At 68.1% G+C, this 15,928-nt stretch carries 11 protein-coding genes; 8 read left to right on the forward strand and 3 right to left on the reverse strand.

Annotated elements, in window-relative coordinates; all coding sequences use genetic code 11:
- Position 1 precedes the first annotated feature (1 nt).
- Together ACH4RC_RS11795 and ACH4RC_RS11800 are read right to left on the reverse strand one after the other, a co-directional pair.
- Positions 2-856 carry a hypothetical protein gene (locus tag ACH4RC_RS11795; protein ID WP_398198537.1) on the reverse strand — a complete coding sequence of 285 codons (855 nt, stop codon included), beginning with the start codon at positions 854-856 and terminating at the stop codon, positions 2-4.
- Positions 857-902: 46 nt separating this feature from the next.
- The gene (locus ACH4RC_RS11800) at positions 903-1,211 is read right to left on the reverse strand and encodes a hypothetical protein (protein WP_398198540.1); all 309 of its coding nucleotides are present in this window, start codon (positions 1,209-1,211) and stop codon (positions 903-905) included.
- Between the two features lie 538 nt (positions 1,212-1,749).
- Between ACH4RC_RS11800 and ACH4RC_RS11805 the strand changes: the two genes are divergently transcribed.
- The 7 genes from ACH4RC_RS11805 to ACH4RC_RS11835 all read left to right on the forward strand — a co-directional run bounded on the left by ACH4RC_RS11805 (position 1,750) and on the right by ACH4RC_RS11835 (position 13,145).
- Positions 1,750-3,867, forward strand: coding sequence for an ABC transporter family substrate-binding protein (locus ACH4RC_RS11805; RefSeq protein ID WP_398198543.1), 2,118 nt, complete (start codon positions 1,750-1,752; stop codon positions 3,865-3,867).
- 294 nt (positions 3,868-4,161) lie between these two features.
- Positions 4,162-6,069 carry a translational GTPase TypA gene (gene typA, locus ACH4RC_RS11810; protein ID WP_398198546.1) on the forward strand — a complete coding sequence of 636 codons (1,908 nt, stop codon included), beginning with the start codon at positions 4,162-4,164 and terminating at the stop codon, positions 6,067-6,069.
- Positions 6,070-6,902: 833 nt separating this feature from the next.
- The gene (locus tag ACH4RC_RS11815) at positions 6,903-7,934 is read left to right on the forward strand and encodes an ABC transporter permease (protein WP_398198549.1); all 1,032 of its coding nucleotides are present in this window, start codon (positions 6,903-6,905) and stop codon (positions 7,932-7,934) included.
- A 107-nt stretch (positions 7,935-8,041) separates the two neighbouring features.
- On the forward strand, positions 8,042-9,838 hold the full coding sequence (locus tag ACH4RC_RS11820) for an ABC transporter substrate-binding protein (RefSeq protein ID WP_398198552.1): 1,797 nt from the start codon (positions 8,042-8,044) through the stop codon (positions 9,836-9,838).
- 111 nt (positions 9,839-9,949) lie between these two features.
- Positions 9,950-10,927 carry an ABC transporter permease gene (locus tag ACH4RC_RS11825; RefSeq protein ID WP_398198555.1) on the forward strand — a complete coding sequence of 326 codons (978 nt, stop codon included), beginning with the start codon at positions 9,950-9,952 and terminating at the stop codon, positions 10,925-10,927.
- Between the two features lie 10 nt (positions 10,928-10,937).
- Positions 10,938-11,999 (forward strand): ABC transporter ATP-binding protein, encoded by a 1,062-nt coding sequence (locus ACH4RC_RS11830; RefSeq protein WP_398198558.1) that lies wholly within the window; start codon positions 10,938-10,940, stop codon positions 11,997-11,999.
- 27 nt (positions 12,000-12,026) lie between these two features.
- Positions 12,027-13,145, forward strand: coding sequence for an ABC transporter ATP-binding protein (locus tag ACH4RC_RS11835; protein ID WP_398198560.1), 1,119 nt, complete (start codon positions 12,027-12,029; stop codon positions 13,143-13,145).
- Positions 13,146-13,185: 40 nt separating this feature from the next.
- On the opposite strand, the gene ACH4RC_RS11840 is transcribed toward ACH4RC_RS11835, so the two are convergent.
- On the reverse strand, positions 13,186-14,118 hold the full coding sequence (locus ACH4RC_RS11840; protein ID WP_398198563.1) for a class I SAM-dependent methyltransferase: 933 nt from the start codon (positions 14,116-14,118) through the stop codon (positions 13,186-13,188).
- Positions 14,119-14,264: 146 nt separating this feature from the next.
- Between ACH4RC_RS11840 and ACH4RC_RS11845 the strand changes: the two genes are divergently transcribed.
- Positions 14,265-15,899 carry an ABC transporter substrate-binding protein gene (locus tag ACH4RC_RS11845; RefSeq protein WP_398198566.1) on the forward strand — a complete coding sequence of 545 codons (1,635 nt, stop codon included), beginning with the start codon at positions 14,265-14,267 and terminating at the stop codon, positions 15,897-15,899.
- Positions 15,900-15,928 lie beyond the last annotated feature (29 nt).

Raw genomic sequence — 15,928 nt, forward strand, 5'->3', positions numbered from 1 at the left:
ATCAGAAGAACCGCGGATCGTCGAAGACGCCGGACGCGACCAGGTACACGTAGAAGTCGGCGAGCGCCACGCTCACGAGGGACGCCCACGCGAGCAGCATGTGACGGGCGTTCAGCTTGCCGACCCAGCCCCAGAGGCGGTAGCGCACCGGGTGCTTCGAGAAGTGTTTGAGGCGGCCTCCGACGATGTGCCGGCAGGAGTGGCAGGAGATCGTGTACGCCCAGATCAGCGCGATGTTGATCAGGAAGACCAGGGTGCCGAGGCCCATGTGGCCCCACGCGTAGGTCTCGTCGCGGAAGGCGAGCACGGTGTCGTAGGTGAGGATGCAGGCGACGAGCACGGCCGCGTAGAAGAAGTACCGGTGGATGTTCTGCAGGATCAGCGGGAACCGCGTCTCACCGCTGTACTTCTTGTGCGGCTCGGCCACCGCACAGGCCGGGGGCGACGCCCAGAAGCCGCGGTAGTAGGCCTTGCGGTAGTAGTAGCAGGTCAGCCGGAAGCCGAGCGGGAAGATCAGGATGAGCAGCGCGGGGGACAGGCCCCACCAGCCGCCGAAGATCTCCCAGTTGGGGCCGTGGCGCATCGGCTCGCAGTTCTCCGCGACGCACGGCGAGTAGAACGGTGAGACGTACGGGGCCGCATAGTAGTCGGCGTTGGCGAACGCCCGCCACGTCGAGTAGACGACGAAGGCGAACAGGCCCGCGGCGGTCGTGGCCGGGGCCAGCCACCAGCGGTCCGTGCGCAGATGCGGTGCGGCGATCGCGGCACGCGTCCGGCTCCGTACTCCGGTGCCCTTGCCGCTGCCGCTCTCGGTATGGGGTTCGTCGGTGCTGGTGGGTTCCGTGCCGGTGGCCAAGGAAGCCTCCGCTCGAAGGGACGGGGTGGTGTGACGGACCGGTCCGTCAGGGGGCGTGCCTGTGGTGGGCGCCGAGCCCTTCGTCGTCCGAGTCGGTCCACAGGGACGTGTCGTACGGGGTGTCGGGGATCGGCACGAGGCCCTGCCGGGGGAGCGGGGGCTGCTCGTCCCGCGCCGTCGCCGTCGCCGCCACCGCCGATGCGCGCAGCAGGGCCACGCTTTCGCGCAGGTGGTCGGTGTCGGCGCGGACGCGGCGCAGGTCCGGTCCCGCGAGTGCGGGCTGTAACCGGTTCACGGCTCGGGTCAGCTCGTCGACACACTGCTGAACCATCGTCAGTTCATCTGCCACGGACATGACTTGCCTCGCTTCCGCGGTGCGGCGGAGATGTTCATGCGCCTGCGAGTGTCGCGCGTCACATCACGGTTTGTGAAGGCCGCGTCGCGTATTGCCGGGGGCGCGGGGCGGGGCGTGCGCCCCGGGGGTGCGGTTCGCCGTCCGGGCGGGGGTGTGCGCTTTCGCCGGCGGCCGCGGGTGGTTCGTGGCTGGTCGCGCAGTTCCCCGCGCCCCCGAAGGCATGCGGCTTCGCCGCGCCTTCATCAGGAGATGCGCACTTCGTGCGCCATCTCCAGCCTGAGATGGCGCACGAAGTGCGCATCTCAGGGGCGCGGGGAACTGCGCGACCAGCCACGACGAGACCCGCGGCCGCCCGCCCCACAGTGACCCGCATCCCCCTGGGCCCCAGAACTAGCCCGCCCGGGTGACGTTCCCGCGCCCCGGCGCCGTGTCGCCGAGCCACCGCCCCCCGATCCACTTCAGTGGGCCAATAGATGTGATCAGCGACATATACCGCCGAACGAGACAGAACCGGCCCGCACCGGAGGTACCCGTCGAGATGCAGGACAACAAGAGGCGCCCCCGCGCAGCCGCGTTCCTCGTGTGCGGCGCGCTCGCCGTGACCACCCTCGCGGGGTGCGGCTCCGACGACGACCCGTGGATCCCGACCGCGGGCCCGGACATCGCGCCGGCCGCCCGGGACCGGATCAAGGACGGCGGCAGTGTCCGCTGGGCGGTCGACGCCATGCCGAAGACCCTCAACTCCTTCCAGGCCGACGCCGACCCGGTGACCAGCCGGATCACCGGCGCCGTCCTGCCGTCGATGTTCCGCCTCGACGCGCAGGGCCGCCCGCAGAGCGACGCCGACTACCTGGAGAAGGCGGAGGTCATCGAGGAGGAGCCGAAGCAGGTCGTCCTGTACAAGCTGAACCAGAAGGCAGTCTGGAGCACGGGCCGCGAGATCGGTGCCCCCGACTTCGCCGCCCAGTGGCGCGCCCTGTCCGGCAAGGACAGCTCCTACTGGACCGCGCACAACGCGGGGTACGACCGCATCGAGAAGATCGAGCGCGGCAAGAACGACCTGGAGGTCCGGGTCACGTTCGCGAAGCCGTACGCGGACTGGCGCGCTCTCTTCTCGCCGCTGTACCCCAAGGACGTCATGGGCACCCCGGACAGCTTCAACGACGGGGCGCGCCGCAAGCTCAAGGTGACCGCGGGCCCCTTCACCGTCGACTCCGTGGACCGGGACGCCAAGAAGGTCACCCTCGAGCGCAGCCCGCGCTGGTGGGGCGAGCGCCCCAAGCTCGACAAGCTCGTCCTCACGACGGTGCCGCGCGCCAAGCGGGCCACGGCCCTCGCCGCGGGCAGGCTCGACCTGGCGGACGTCGACGCGGGCGGCGCCGAACGCATCGCCCACGCCGCCCGCGACCACGGCTCCTCGGGCCCGCTCGGCCACGGCCCCGGCGCCGCTCTCACCCCCGCCGAGGCGCTGCGCTCCTGGGCGATCGCGCACGGAGACGACGAGGAGGCGGCCTACGACGAGATGGCCGCCCGCGCGAAGACCCGTAAGGCCGTCCGGAAGTACGCCAAGGAGCAGGGGAACCTGCACGGGTACAAGGTCCGCAAGTCCTTCGCGCCCGCCTACACGCAGCTCGCCCTGAACGGCTCGCAGGGCCCGCTCGCCGACGAGCGCGTGCGCCGCGCCGTGGCCCGAGCCCTCGACCGCAACCAGCTCGCCGCGGTGGCCCTCAGACCGCTCGGCCTGCCGGTGAACACGGTCGACAACCATCTCGCCCTGGCCGGACAGGCCGCGTACGCCGACAACAGCAGCGCGCTCGGCGACCAGGACATGGCGGAGGCGCAGGCCCTGCTCGCCGAGGCGGGCTGGGTGCCGGGCGGGCCGGTCAAGGAGAAGAAGGACAAGCCGAAGACGGCGGGCGGCGAGGGCGACACCGAGGACTCGAAGCGGTCCGAGGACACCAAACACTCCGCGCACTCCGCGCACTCCGCCGGCCAGGGCGACCACGCCGCGTCCGGCGCCTACGCCCCCAAGGGCACCGCCGCGCCCGCGGGCGCCGCCGCCGGGGCGCTCGCCAAGGACGGCAAGCCGCTCACCCTGCGCTTCGTGCTCCCCTCGGGCGCGGGATCCGAGCAGCTGCGCGCCGTCGCGGACCGGATCACGCAGATGCTGAGCGGGATCGGCGTGCGTACGGACGTCATGAAGGTCGACGACGAGAGCTACTTCAAGGACCACATCGCGTCCGGCGAGTACGACCTGGCGCTGTACTCGTGGCCCGCCTCCGCCTATCCGGCCACCGACGCCCGCCCCATCTACGCCAAGCCGGTCCCGGCCGCCGACGGTTCGCTCACCGTCGAGCAGAACTACACCCGGGTCGGCACCGACCACATCGACCAGCTCTTCGACCAGGCCATCGGCGAGCTCGACGCCGACGAGGAGAACGCCCTGGTCAGGAAGGCCGACGCAAGGATCTGGGCCGCCGCAGGATCGATTCCCCTCTATCAGCGGCCCCAGCTGGTCGCCGCCCGCTCGGACCTCGCCAACGCCGGTGCCTTCGGCTTCCAGGACCCGCACTACGAGGACATCGGCTATCTGAAGAAGGGTGCGCGGGGCGCTTCGGGACCGTCCGCACCCGCGTCCGCCTCCGCGAAGAAGTAGGCGCGAACGCGGGCCGGACAGCGGGCGTACAAGAATCTCAACCTCAGATCGAGCTCAACTCCCTTGCCCGCGGGTCGACCCTGCGGGCATGGTTCGTTGTACCCATTGACCTGCAGTTTTTCCCCAGCGACCGACCGAGCCTGCCATGATCCCGGCCTCCCCTACAGGGCCGGAAGCGCCCCCACTCGTCAAGCCACGTACCATGGGGTGAGGCCGTGGCGTGTCCAGCCCGGCAGGGCGCGCGTATCACTGATGTACGCGCAGCCGTCACCTATTCCGGGAGTACGCCGCAATATGGCCACGCGCCACGACATCCGAAACGTCGCTATCGTCGCCCACGTCGACCACGGCAAGACGACCATCGTCGACGCCATGCTCAAGCAGGCCGGCTCCTTCGCCGCGCACGCTGCCGAGTCCCTCGACGATCGCATGATGGACTCGAATGACCTGGAGCGTGAGAAGGGCATCACGATCCTCGCCAAGAACACGGCGGTGAAGTACCACCCGAAGGATGGCGGCGACGTCATCACGATCAACATCATCGACACCCCGGGCCACGCCGACTTCGGTGGCGAGGTCGAGCGCGGTCTGTCGATGGTCGATGCCGTGGTTCTGCTCGTGGACGCCTCCGAGGGGCCGCTCCCGCAGACCCGCTTCGTGCTGCGCAAGGCGCTCCAGCAGCGCCTCCCCGTCATCCTGTGCATCAACAAGACGGACCGGCCCGACTCGCGCATCGACGAGGTCGTCAACGAGACGTACGACCTCTTCCTCGACCTGGACGCCGACGAGGACCAGATCGAGTTCCCGATCGTCTACGCGTGCGGCCGTGACGGCATCGCGTCGCTGACCAAGCCGGAGGACGGCACGGTCCCGGCCGACTCCACCAGCCTGGAGCCGTTCTTCTCCACGATCCTGGAGCACGTCCCGGCCCCGACGTTCGACGAGGAGGCCCCCCTCCAGGCGCACGTCACCAACCTGGACGCCGACAACTTCCTCGGCCGTATCGCGCTCCTGCGCGTCGAGCAGGGCGAGCTGCGCAAGGGCCAGACCGTGGCCTGGATCAAGCGCGACGGCACGATCCAGAACGTGCGCATCACCGAGCTGATGATGACCGAGGCGCTCACCCGCAAGCCCGCCGAGATGGCGGGCCCCGGTGACATCTGCGCCGTGGCCGGTATCCCCGACATCATGATCGGTGAGACGCTCGCCGACCCGGAGAACCCGGTCGCGCTGCCGCTGATCACGGTCGACCAGCCGGCGATCTCCATGACCATCGGCACCAACACCTCGCCGCTCGTCGGCCGCGGTGGCACGGGCAAGGGCGCGGCGGCCAAGTCGGCCGTCAAGGACCGCAAGGTCACCGCCCGCCAGGTCAAGGACCGCCTGGACCGCGAGCTGATCGGTAACGTCTCGCTGCGTGTCCTGGACACCGAGCGCCCCGACGCCTGGGAGGTGCAGGGCCGCGGTGAGCTGGCGCTGGCCATCCTCGTCGAGCAGATGCGCCGTGAGGGTTACGAGCTGACCGTCGGCAAGCCGCAGGTCGTCACCAAGGAGGTCGACGGCAAGACGCACGAGCCCGTCGAGCGCCTGACGGTCGACGTCCCCGAGGAGCACATGGGCGCCGTCACGCAGCTCATGGGCGTCCGCAAGGGCCGCATGGACAACATGTCGAACCACGGCTCCGGCTGGGTCCGTATGGAGTTCGTCGTCCCGTCCCGTGGCCTGATCGGCTTCCGTACGGAGTTCCTGACGAGCACGCGCGGCACGGGCATCGCCCACTCCATCCACGAGGGCCACGAGCCCTGGTTCGGCACGCTCACGACCCGTAACAACGGCTCGCTGGTCGCGGACCGCGCGGGCGCCGTCACGGGCTTCGCGATGACCAACCTCCAGGAGCGCGGCGTCCTCTTCGTCGAGCCCGGCACCGAGGTGTACGAGGGCATGATCGTCGGCGAGAACTCGCGCGCCGACGACATGGACGTCAACATCACCAAGGAGAAGAAGCTCACCAACATGCGCTCCTCCTCCGCCGACTCCTTCGAGGCGATCGTCCCGCCGCGGAAGCTCTCCCTGGAGCAGTCCCTGGAGTTCTGCCGCGACGACGAGTGCGTCGAGGTAACCCCGGAGTCCGTGCGCATCCGCAAGGTCGTCCTGGACCAGAAGGAGCGCGGCCGCTCCGCCTCGCGCGCCAAGCACGGCTGACGCGCTCCTGAACGGCGCTGACGGCGCCGGCGGCGTTGAGCGACGCTGACCGGCGCCTGACCGACGCGGAAGGGCCCGGCACCCCCGAGAGGGGTGCCGGGCCCTTCGCGTTGGCGCTAATCTGCCCGTGTCTACGCGGATTGACTCGGGTGAGGTCAGGTCTCGCCCAACAAAGGGTCAAAAGCTGCCCGGACGCAAGTGATTAAGTCCACCCTGGTGTCCGGTATTCGGGCACCAATGGTCGATAGATATGTAACACGTCCGTTTCGTGGCCCTCTATCTCGGATCAGTTTGTCCGGATTTTGGGCAATGTACGCATCAGGTGTGATCGAACCGAGACCAAAAGGGTGTGGTCGACGAAGGCCGCGTGGCTAATAGTTGACGGCGTAGAGCTCGGGTCAATGGGTCACGCGCTGTGGGGAGCGCCGACTCGCGAGCACACTGGGGCACTCAACCCTCGCCGTCAGGGGTGTCGGCCGGGTTACCTGTGCCCCCACTTGTAGTGAACAAAGTGGACTCATGAGGAGGAACCCATGCGAGGTGCCACAAGCGCCATATGGGTCGCGTCGTCCCCGATGGCAGGTGTTGGTCCGGCGGGCACGTCTCGCCCCGTCCCCGTGGTGGACGAGGTAACGATCCAGCGTCGCGAGCGCTCTTGACGACTCGGTCCTGACGGCAGGCCGAGGCCGGCCGCGGACCAGGGTTCCCCAAGGGGTGTGTGCACCCCAGTCGTTGTTCCCATCGCGCGCTTCGAATGACGTACGCCGTGCGACGGCCGTCGGATCACCGGTTACCCGGCCGACGACCTCCAACACCTGTGAAATGGACGAATCATGACGAGTCCAATCGAGATTGAGGGCGCCGAGACCTCTTCCGCCTTGGACGAAGAGAGCGTGCCGCAGGGTGACGCGAAGGAGCCCAAGAAGCTGGAGGGGCGCAGCCCCGGCCAGATGATGTGGCGCCGCTTCAAGCGGGACAAGACGGGCATCACTTCGGCCTGCATTGTCATCTTCTTCTTCCTGATAGCCGCCCTCGCCCCGGTCATCACGAAGCTGTACGGCAAGGACCCGTACACCTTCTACGGCCAGGACGACCCCACGCTCCTCAACGAGTTCAACCTGCCGGCCGGGCCCAACGGCGGCATGTCGCCGGAGCACTGGTTCGGTATCGACCCGAACTACGGCCGCGACGTGCTCGCGTACCTGCTGTACGGCATCCGGACCTCGCTGTTCACCGCCCTGCTCGCCACGATCGGCATGGTGCTCATCGGCATCGTCATCGGTCTGACCGCGGGCTACTTCGGCGGCAAGATCGACTACTGGCTCGGCCGGCTCATCGACTTCATGCTCGCGCTGCCGAGCCAGCTGTTCATGGTCGCGGTCATGCCCGTCGTCGTCACGGTCTTCGTCGCGCCCGACGAGGAGACGCCGACCTACGTCCGCTTCCTCGCCATCACCGGCGTGATGTGGCTGCTGACCTGGATGAGCCTGGCGCGTCTGATCCGTGCCGCCACCCTCTCCCTGCGCGAGCGGGAGTTCGTCGAGGCGGCGAAGGTCGCGGGCGCCTCGCCCTGGCGCATCATCCGCAAGGAGCTGCTGCCCAACCTGGTGACGCCGATCATCGTGCAGGGCACGTACATGCTCCCGAGCACCATCCTCTCGGTCGCCTTCCTCTCCTTCGTCGGTGTGGGTTACCAAGACCCCACCCCCGACTGGGGCCTGATGTTCGCCACGGCCGCGAACATCTACGAGCAGGACCCGACCTACATGTTCTTCCCGGGTATCGCCATGGTCGTCTTCGTCGTGGCGTTCAACCTCCTGGGCGACTCGGTACGGGACGCCTTCGATCCCAAGACCGGACGCTAGCCAGCACCACCCAGGGGGCAGCTGCCACCCGGGCGCCGGACGACCAAGACCGGATGCGCCAGGCAGCACCGCAGGATCACTACTCACAGGCAGGTGGACTCAACTCCATGAGCATCCTTCGATCGCGCACGGCGCAGGCAACGGTCGCCGCGGCGGCTGTCGGCGCCCTCGCGCTGACCGGCTGCAGCAGCGGCAGCAAGAGCAGCGACAAGCCCGTCGGCAAGTCCCAGGACGACGCCAAGTCCCAGGCCAAGCCGGTCACCATGGGCACGGCCCAGGACTCCGTCGGTCCGGCCAAGCCGGTCGCCGGTGCCAAGAAGGGCGGCACGGTCCAGGTCTACCAGGAGGCGGACTTCTCGCACCTGGACCCGGGACAGATCTACGTCTCGGACGCCGGCATGCTCGCCAAGCTCCTCTACCGTGGTCTGACCACGTACACCGAGGACGACAAGGGCAACCAGACGGTCGTCGGTGACCTCGCCACCGACCCGGGCAAGTCCTCCGAGGGCGGCAAGACCTGGACCTTCACGCTGAAGGACGGCGTCAAGGACCAGAACGGCCACGTCATCACGTCGGCCGACATCCGCCACTCCATCGAGCGCATGTACGACCCGTTCCTCACGGACGGCCCGACGTACATCCAGCAGTGGCTCTCCGGCGCCGGCACCAAGTACCGCGACGCCTACCAGGGTCCGTACAAGGGCAAGCACCTGCCCGACTCGGTCCTGGAGACCCCGGACGACAAGACCATCACGTTCCACTTCCTCGAGGCGCACACCGACGTGCCGCAGGCGCTCGCCATGGCCGCCTACTCCGTCGTGCCCGAGAAGACGGACACGAAGCAGAAGTACGACCAGGCGCCGGTCGCCACCGGCCCGTACAAGGTCGCCTCGTACAAGTCGGGCAAGTCCCTCACCCTGACGCGCAACAACAACTGGGACGAGAAGACCGACCCGCTGCGCCACGCCTACGTCGACGGCTGGAACATCGAGTTCAACCACGACAAGGCCGACCAGACGAAGACGATCCTGGCCGACCGTGGTGACGCCCAGAACGCCATCATGTTCACGGGTCAGGTCGACGCCACCCAGCTGCAGAAGATCACGCGCGACAAGGCCGTGATGAAGCGCACGATCCAGGGCTACGCCCCGTACGTGTGGCAGCTGAACTTCAACCTGGACCGCGTCAAGGACAAGCGGATCCGTGACGCCATCGCCCTGGCGATCCCGGCCACCTCGGCCGCCCGCTCCGACGGTGGCGCCTACGGCGGTGACGCCGCCACCTCGCTGATGTCGCCCACCACGCCGGGCTACGACAAGACGTACGACCCGTTCAACCGGGTCAAGAAGCCGAACGGTGACATCGAGGCGGCGAAGAAGCTCATCAAGGAGGCGGGCGCCGAGGGCAAGAAGCTCGTCTACGCCTACGCCAACACCCCGGTCCGCACCACGCAGGCCAACCTGATCATCAACCAGCTGGACAAGATCGGGCTCGACATCCAGAAGAAGGAAGTCGACCAGGCCACCTGGTATGAGCAGATGGGCAAGGTCAAGAACGGCATGGACCTGTACATGACCGGTTGGGGTCAGGACTGGGCCGACGGCAACACCGTCTTCCCGCCCTCCTTCGACGGTGCGCAGATCCAGGACGGTGCGTCGAACTACTCGCACACCAACGACAAGCACGTGAACTCCGAGCTCGCCCGCATCCAGAAGATCGCGGACGCGGACCAGCGCGCCTCGGAGTACGCGAAGCTCTCGAAGTACATCTCCGAGAAGATCAACCCGGCCGCTCCGATCTACTACACCAAGGTGTTCCAGATCGCCGGTTCCAACGTGGGTGGCCTGCGCTACGGCCAGGTGGTCAGCTACACCGACCCGACCACGATCTACCTCAAGAAGTAAGCAGTACAAGGCAGTCACCGGGGGTGAGGGCGCGGCGGAGCCCTCACCCCCGGGCCGCCGGACCCCCCTCCTGGCCTCCCACCGCCGCCGTCCTGAGAGCAGCTTTTAGCGATGCTTCGATTCCTCATACGCCGGACGTCTGGCGCAGCACTCATCCTCCTGCTGATCAGCGCCTTCACGTTCTTCATGTACTTCGCCATCCCACAGGACCCGGCGTTGCTCGCGTGCGGCAAGAACTGCACTCCGGCCGCACTCGACATCATCCACAAGAACCTCGGCCTGGATTCCCCGGTTCCGGTGCAGTACTGGAACTTCCTCGTGGGCATCTTCGCCGGGCGGGACTTCGGCGTGGGACACTGCGCGGCGCCGTGCTTCGGCGTCTCGTTCCGCAACAACCAGATGGTGTGGGACACCATGATGGACCGGCTCCCCACCACCCTCTCGCTGACCTTCGGCAGCCTCATCGTCTTCCTCATCGTCGGCCTCGGCGCCGGCATGATGGCCGCCCGCTTCCGCGGTACCTGGCTGGACAAGATCTTCAGCGGTGGCTCGCTGGTGCTCAGCTCGTTCCAGATCTACTTCCTCGGCCCGATCGTGCTCGGCATCTTCGTCTACAGCACCGGCATACTGGACAAGCCGAAGTACGTGCCGCTCACCGAGGACCCGGCCGCCTGGTTCATGGGTCTGCTGATCCCCTGGTGCGTCATGGCGACGATCTTCACGGCCAACTACACCCGTATGTCGCGCTCGTCGATGATCGAGCAGCTCCAGGAGGAGCACGTCAGAGCGGCCAAGGCCAAGGGCATGAGCAGCCGGTACGTCTTCTACCGGTACGCGTGGCGCGGTTCGGTCATCCCCATCGTCACCATCCTGGGCATGGACATCGGCGGTCTGCTCAGCGGCGGCATGGTCACCGAACTCACCTTCGGCCTGGCCGGGTTCGGCCGGCTCGCCCGTGACTCGGTGGTCAACAAGGACCTGCCGGTCCTCATGGGCGTCATGATCCTCAGTGCCGCCTTCATCATCATCTGCAACATCGTCGTGGACGCGCTGTACGCCGTGATCGACCCGCGCGTGCGCCTGTCCTAGGAGAACCCCCGTGACCACACTCACCAAGACCGAGGACGCCCCGGCCCCGACCGGTTCCGAGGCGTTCCTCTCGGTACGCGACCTGCGGGTGCAGTTCTCCACCGAGGACGGTGCCGTCAAGGCGGTGGACGGCCTCTCCTTCGACCTCGAGCGCGGCAAGACGCTCGGCATCGTCGGCGAGTCGGGCTCCGGCAAGTCGGTCACCAACCTGACCGTGCTCGGCCTGCACAACCCGGTGACCACCACCATCGACGGCGAGATCGTCCTCGACGGCCAGGAGCTGCTCACCGCCAGCGAGCCCGAGCTGGAGAAGCTCCGCGGCAACAAGATGGCGATGATCTTCCAGGACTCGCTGACCGCGCTCTCGCCGTACTACTCGGTGGGCCGGCAGATCGCCGAGCCGTTCCGCAAGCACACCGGCGCCTCCAAGAAGGAAGCGCGGGACCGGGCCATCGAGATGCTCGGCAAGGTCGGCATCCCGCACCCCAAGCAGCGCGTCGACGACTACCCGCACCAGTTCTCCGGCGGTATGCGCCAGCGCGCCATGATCGCCATGTCGCTCGCCTGCAACCCCGAGCTGCTCATCGCGGACGAGCCGACCACCGCGCTCGACGTGACCGTGCAGGCGCAGATCCTCGACCTGCTCAAGGACCTCCAGCAGGAGTTCGGCTCCGCGATCATCATGATCACCCACGACCTGGGTGTGGTCGCGAACATGGCCGACGACATCCTCGTGATGTACGCGGGCCGGGCCGTCGAGCGGGGCACCACCCGCCAGGTGCTGAAGTCGCCCGAGCACCCCTACACCTGGGGCCTGCTGAGCTCGATGCCGCGCCTGTCGTCCGATGTCGACGAGCCGCTGCTGCCGATCCCCGGCTCGCCGCCATCGCTGCTCAACCCGCCCACGGGCTGCCCGTTCCACCCGCGCTGCGCCTTCACCGACCAGGTGTCGGGGAACCGCTGCTCGGGCGAGCGTCCGGTGCTCCCGGTCGGACGGGGCTCCGCCTGCCACCTCACGGTGGAGCAGAAGCAGCAGGTGTTCATCGAGACGATTCAGCCCCGGCTGGGCTGAGCAGAGACCGGCGACTGGGGCAGAACCATGAGCGAGAACAAGAACAGCAACACGGCGGTCGCCGACGCGATCCCCGGACAGCGGGAGAGCGGCGCCGAGCCGCTGCTGAAGGTCGAAGGGCTGCAGAAGCACTTCCCGATCAAGGGCGGCTTCCCGATCCGGCGCACCGTCGGCGCGGTCAAGGCCGTCGACGGCGTCGACTTCGAGGTCCACGCGGGCGAGTCGCTCGGCCTCGTCGGTGAGTCCGGCTGCGGCAAGTCGACGACGGGCCGGATGCTGACCCGCCTGTACGAGCCCACCGCGGGCACCGTGACGTACAAGGGCCAGGACATCAGCCACGCGAAGCGCAAGGAGCTCGCGCCCATCAGGTCCGAGATCCAGATGATCTTCCAGGACCCGTACGCGTCGCTGAACCCGCGCCAGACGGTCGGCTCGATCATCTCCGGCCCGATGGAGATCAACGGGATCAACCCGCCCGGCGGCCGCGAGAACCGGGTCCGTGAACTCCTCGAGATCGTCGGTCTCAACCCGGAGCACTACAACCGCTTCCCGCACGAGTTCTCCGGCGGTCAGCGCCAGCGCATCGGTGTCGCCCGCGCGGTGGCCCTGGAGCCGAAGCTGATCGTCGCCGACGAGCCCGTCTCGGCGCTCGACGTCTCCATCCAGGCGCAGGTCGTCAACCTTCTGCAGGAAGTGCAGCGGGAGATGGGCATCGCGTTCGTCTTCATCGCGCACGACCTCGCGATCGTGCGGCACTTCTCGCAGCGTGTCGCGGTGATGTACCTCGGCAAGATCGTCGAGATCGCCGACCGCGACTCGCTGTACAACCGGCCCCGGCACCCGTACACGCACGCGCTGATGTCGGCCGTGCCGGACGCGGACATCGACGCGGAGAAGAAGGAGCGCATCCGCCTCGAGGGCGATGTGCCGTCGCCGATCGCGCCGCCGTCCGGCTGCCGGTTCCGTACGCGGTGCTGGAAGGCGCAGGACAAGTGCGCCTCGGAGGAGCCGCCGCTCGTCCAGATCTCCGGCAGCAAGGCCGGGCATCTGACGGCGTGCCACTTCCCGGAGGAGCCGAGCATCGAGGCGCGGGCCGAGGACATCGTTCTCGACCCGGCGCTGGCGGCGCTGGAGAACAACGACTGACTCCGTCGGTTGAGCGGAACCTCGGCCCGGCCCGGTGACTTCACCGGGCCGGGCCTTTTTGTGCGTGTGGTTCCGTGCGGGTCACGTCGTGGCCGGTCGCGCCGTTCCCCGCGCCCCTGAGATGCGCAGTTCCCCGCGCCCCTGAGATGCGCACTTCGTGCGCCATCTCAGCGCCATGGGGCTGCGGCGCAGCCGCATGCTCCAGGGGCGCGACCAGCCACGGCGCGCCCGCAGCGGTGAGCTGGTCAGCCACCCGGCAGACGGTGATGATCTCCGGGCTGTGGGCCGTCAGGGGGGAGCGGTCGAAGGCCCCGTACCGGGCCTCGGCCACGAGCCCGGCCGCACGCAGGAACCCGTCCAGCTCATCCTCCGCAACGAACCGGAGGGTGCTGCGGCTGACCTCGGGCCCGCTCCAGCCCTCCGCGAGGAACGTCGTGTCGAAGGTGACGGTCCGCCCGTCGAAGCCCCGTACGACCTCGTGCGCCACCCGGACCCCGTCCACCACGACAGCCGCCGACTGAGTCCACCCCTCCCACGCCCGCACCGCGGGATTCCGCGTCTCGAACGCGAACCGCCCCCCGGGCGCGAGCACCCCCCGCACCGCCGCGAGGAACGTACGGATCTCCGCGTCGTCCACAAGGACCTGGAACGCGTGCCCGTTCATCAGCACCAGGTCGAACGCCCCGGCGGGCCGCACCGCCGAGTCCAGGGTGCCCCGCACCCACTCCACGCCGGCATCCGCCCGCTCCCGCGCAACGCTCAGCATCCCCGCCGCCGGATCGAGCCCGCACAACCGCCCCGCATGCCCCTCCTCCCGGGCACGGATCAGCAACGCCCCCGTACCGCACCCCACATCGAGCACAGCGCGAGCGCCCCGCATCAGGTCCAGGTAGAAGTCGTCACCCGGTCCCCAGGGGTTCAGCGCGTCGTAGAGCGCGGCGAGGCGGGTGTCGGTGAAGGCGCGGTCCGGCATCGGCCGATCATCGCCCCGGACGCACCCGCACCACCACCCCCGGCCCCGCACCCTTCCCCGTAAGGCCGTCTCCGACGTGCGTTATGTCTGGCTCGCGCCGATATTTAGGCGTACGTGACTTGTGACCGGTATGAGGGAGGCACTCCATGCGAGGAGCCACGCACGCCAAGTGGGCGGCAGGCGCGGTGGTCGTAGCGATGGCGGCGACGGCCTGCGGCGGGGGCGGCGACAGCGGCGGCGGCGGTGGTGACGGCTCCGGGGTCGTCCGGTCCTCCTGGGGTGACCCGCAGAACCCGCTGGAGCCCGCCAACACCAACGAGGTGCAGGGCGGCAAGGTCCTCGACATGATCTTCCGCGGCCTGAAGCGGTACGACCCGAAGACGGGCGCCGCCAAGGACATGCTGGCGGAGAAGATCGAGACGGACGACCAGACGAACTTCAAGATCACCGTCAAGGACGGCTGGACGTTCTCCAACGGCGAGAAGGTCACCGCGAAGTCCTTCGTCGACGCCTGGAACTACGGCGCGAGCCTCAAGAACAACCAGAAGAACGCGTACTTCTTCGGCCAGATCGAGGGCTACGACAAGGTCCACCCGGACTCGGGCAGCCAGTCCGCCGACACCCTCTCCGGGCTCAAGGTCACCGGCGACCGCACCTTCACCGTCAAGCTGACCCAGAAGTTCTCGACCTGGCCCGACACGCTCGGCTACGCCGCCTTCGCCCCGCTGCCGAAGGTGTTCTTCGACGACCACGACTCGTACGTCGGCAAGCCCGTCGGTAATGGGCCTTACACCGTGGACTCGTACCAGAAGGGGTCCCAGATGTCCCTTCGCAAGTGGGACAAGTACCCCGGTGACGACAAGGCGCAGAACGGCGGCGTCGACCTCAAGGTCTACACCGACAACAACACCGCCTACACCGACCTGACCGCGGGCAACCTCGACCTCGTCGACGACGTGCCCGCCTCCCAGCTCAGCAACGCGGACAGCGACCTGAGCGGGCGCTACATCAACACCCCGGCCGGCATCATCCAGACGCTCGCCTTCCCGTTCTACGACTCCGACTGGAACAAGTCGGACAGCGACAAGGTCCGCAAGGGCCTGTCCATGGCGATCAACCGCAAGCAGATCACCGAGTCGATCTTCCAGAAGACCCGCACCCCGGCCACCGACTGGACCTCCCCGGTGCTCGGCGAGGACGGCGGCTACAAGAAGGGGCTCTGCGGCGAGTTCTGCGACTACAACCCCGACGAGGCGAAGAAGCTGGTCAAGGAGGGCGGCGGTATCCCCGGCGGGCAGGTGAAGATCGGCTACAACGCCGACACCGGCAGCCACAAGGAGTGGGTCGACGCCGTCTGCAACTCCATCAACAACGCCCTCGGCAACGACAAGGCCTGCGTCGGCAGCCCCACCGGCACCTTCGCCGACTTCCGCAACAAGATCACCGACAAGAAGATGACGGGCCCCTTCCGCGCCGGCTGGCAGATGGACTACCCGCTCATCCAGAACTTCCTCCAGCCGCTGTACTACACCAACGCCTCGTCCAACGACGGCCACTGGTCGAACAAGGAGTTCGACTCCCTCGTCGACAAGGCGAACGGCGAGTCCGACCAGGCGACGGCGGTCAAGACGTTCCAGCAGGCCCAGGAGGTCGTCCGGGACAACATGGCGGCCATCCCGCTCTGGTACCAGAACGGCAGCGCGGGCTACTCCGACAAGGTCTCCGACGTCGCGCTGAACCCGTTCAGCGTCCCCGTCTACAACGAGATCAAGGTCAGCTGACCGACACCGGACGCCAGGGACGGAGCCCT

Source organism: Streptomyces sp. NPDC016845 (assembly GCF_044332585.1).
GTDB lineage: Bacteria > Actinomycetota > Actinomycetes > Streptomycetales > Streptomycetaceae > Streptomyces.

What these genes read in the sequence shown, in the direction of transcription:
- ACH4RC_RS11825 (WP_398198555.1), top strand. Translation starts at nt 9,950, where the DNA reads ATGCTTCGATTCCTCATACGCCGGACGTCTGGCGCAGCACTCATCCTC.
- ACH4RC_RS11840 (WP_398198563.1), bottom strand. Translation starts at nt 14,118, where the DNA reads ATGCCGGACCGCGCCTTCACCGACACCCGCCTCGCCGCGCTCTACGAC.
- ACH4RC_RS11820 (WP_398198552.1), top strand. Translation starts at nt 8,042, where the DNA reads ATGAGCATCCTTCGATCGCGCACGGCGCAGGCAACGGTCGCCGCGGCG.
- ACH4RC_RS11845 (WP_398198566.1), top strand. Translation starts at nt 14,265, where the DNA reads ATGCGAGGAGCCACGCACGCCAAGTGGGCGGCAGGCGCGGTGGTCGTA.
- ACH4RC_RS11815 (WP_398198549.1), top strand. Translation starts at nt 6,903, where the DNA reads ATGACGAGTCCAATCGAGATTGAGGGCGCCGAGACCTCTTCCGCCTTG.
- ACH4RC_RS11800 (WP_398198540.1), bottom strand. Translation starts at nt 1,211, where the DNA reads ATGTCCGTGGCAGATGAACTGACGATGGTTCAGCAGTGTGTCGACGAG.
- ACH4RC_RS11835 (WP_398198560.1), top strand. Translation starts at nt 12,027, where the DNA reads ATGAGCGAGAACAAGAACAGCAACACGGCGGTCGCCGACGCGATCCCC.
- typA (WP_398198546.1), top strand. Translation starts at nt 4,162, where the DNA reads ATGGCCACGCGCCACGACATCCGAAACGTCGCTATCGTCGCCCACGTC.
- ACH4RC_RS11805 (WP_398198543.1), top strand. Translation starts at nt 1,750, where the DNA reads ATGCAGGACAACAAGAGGCGCCCCCGCGCAGCCGCGTTCCTCGTGTGC.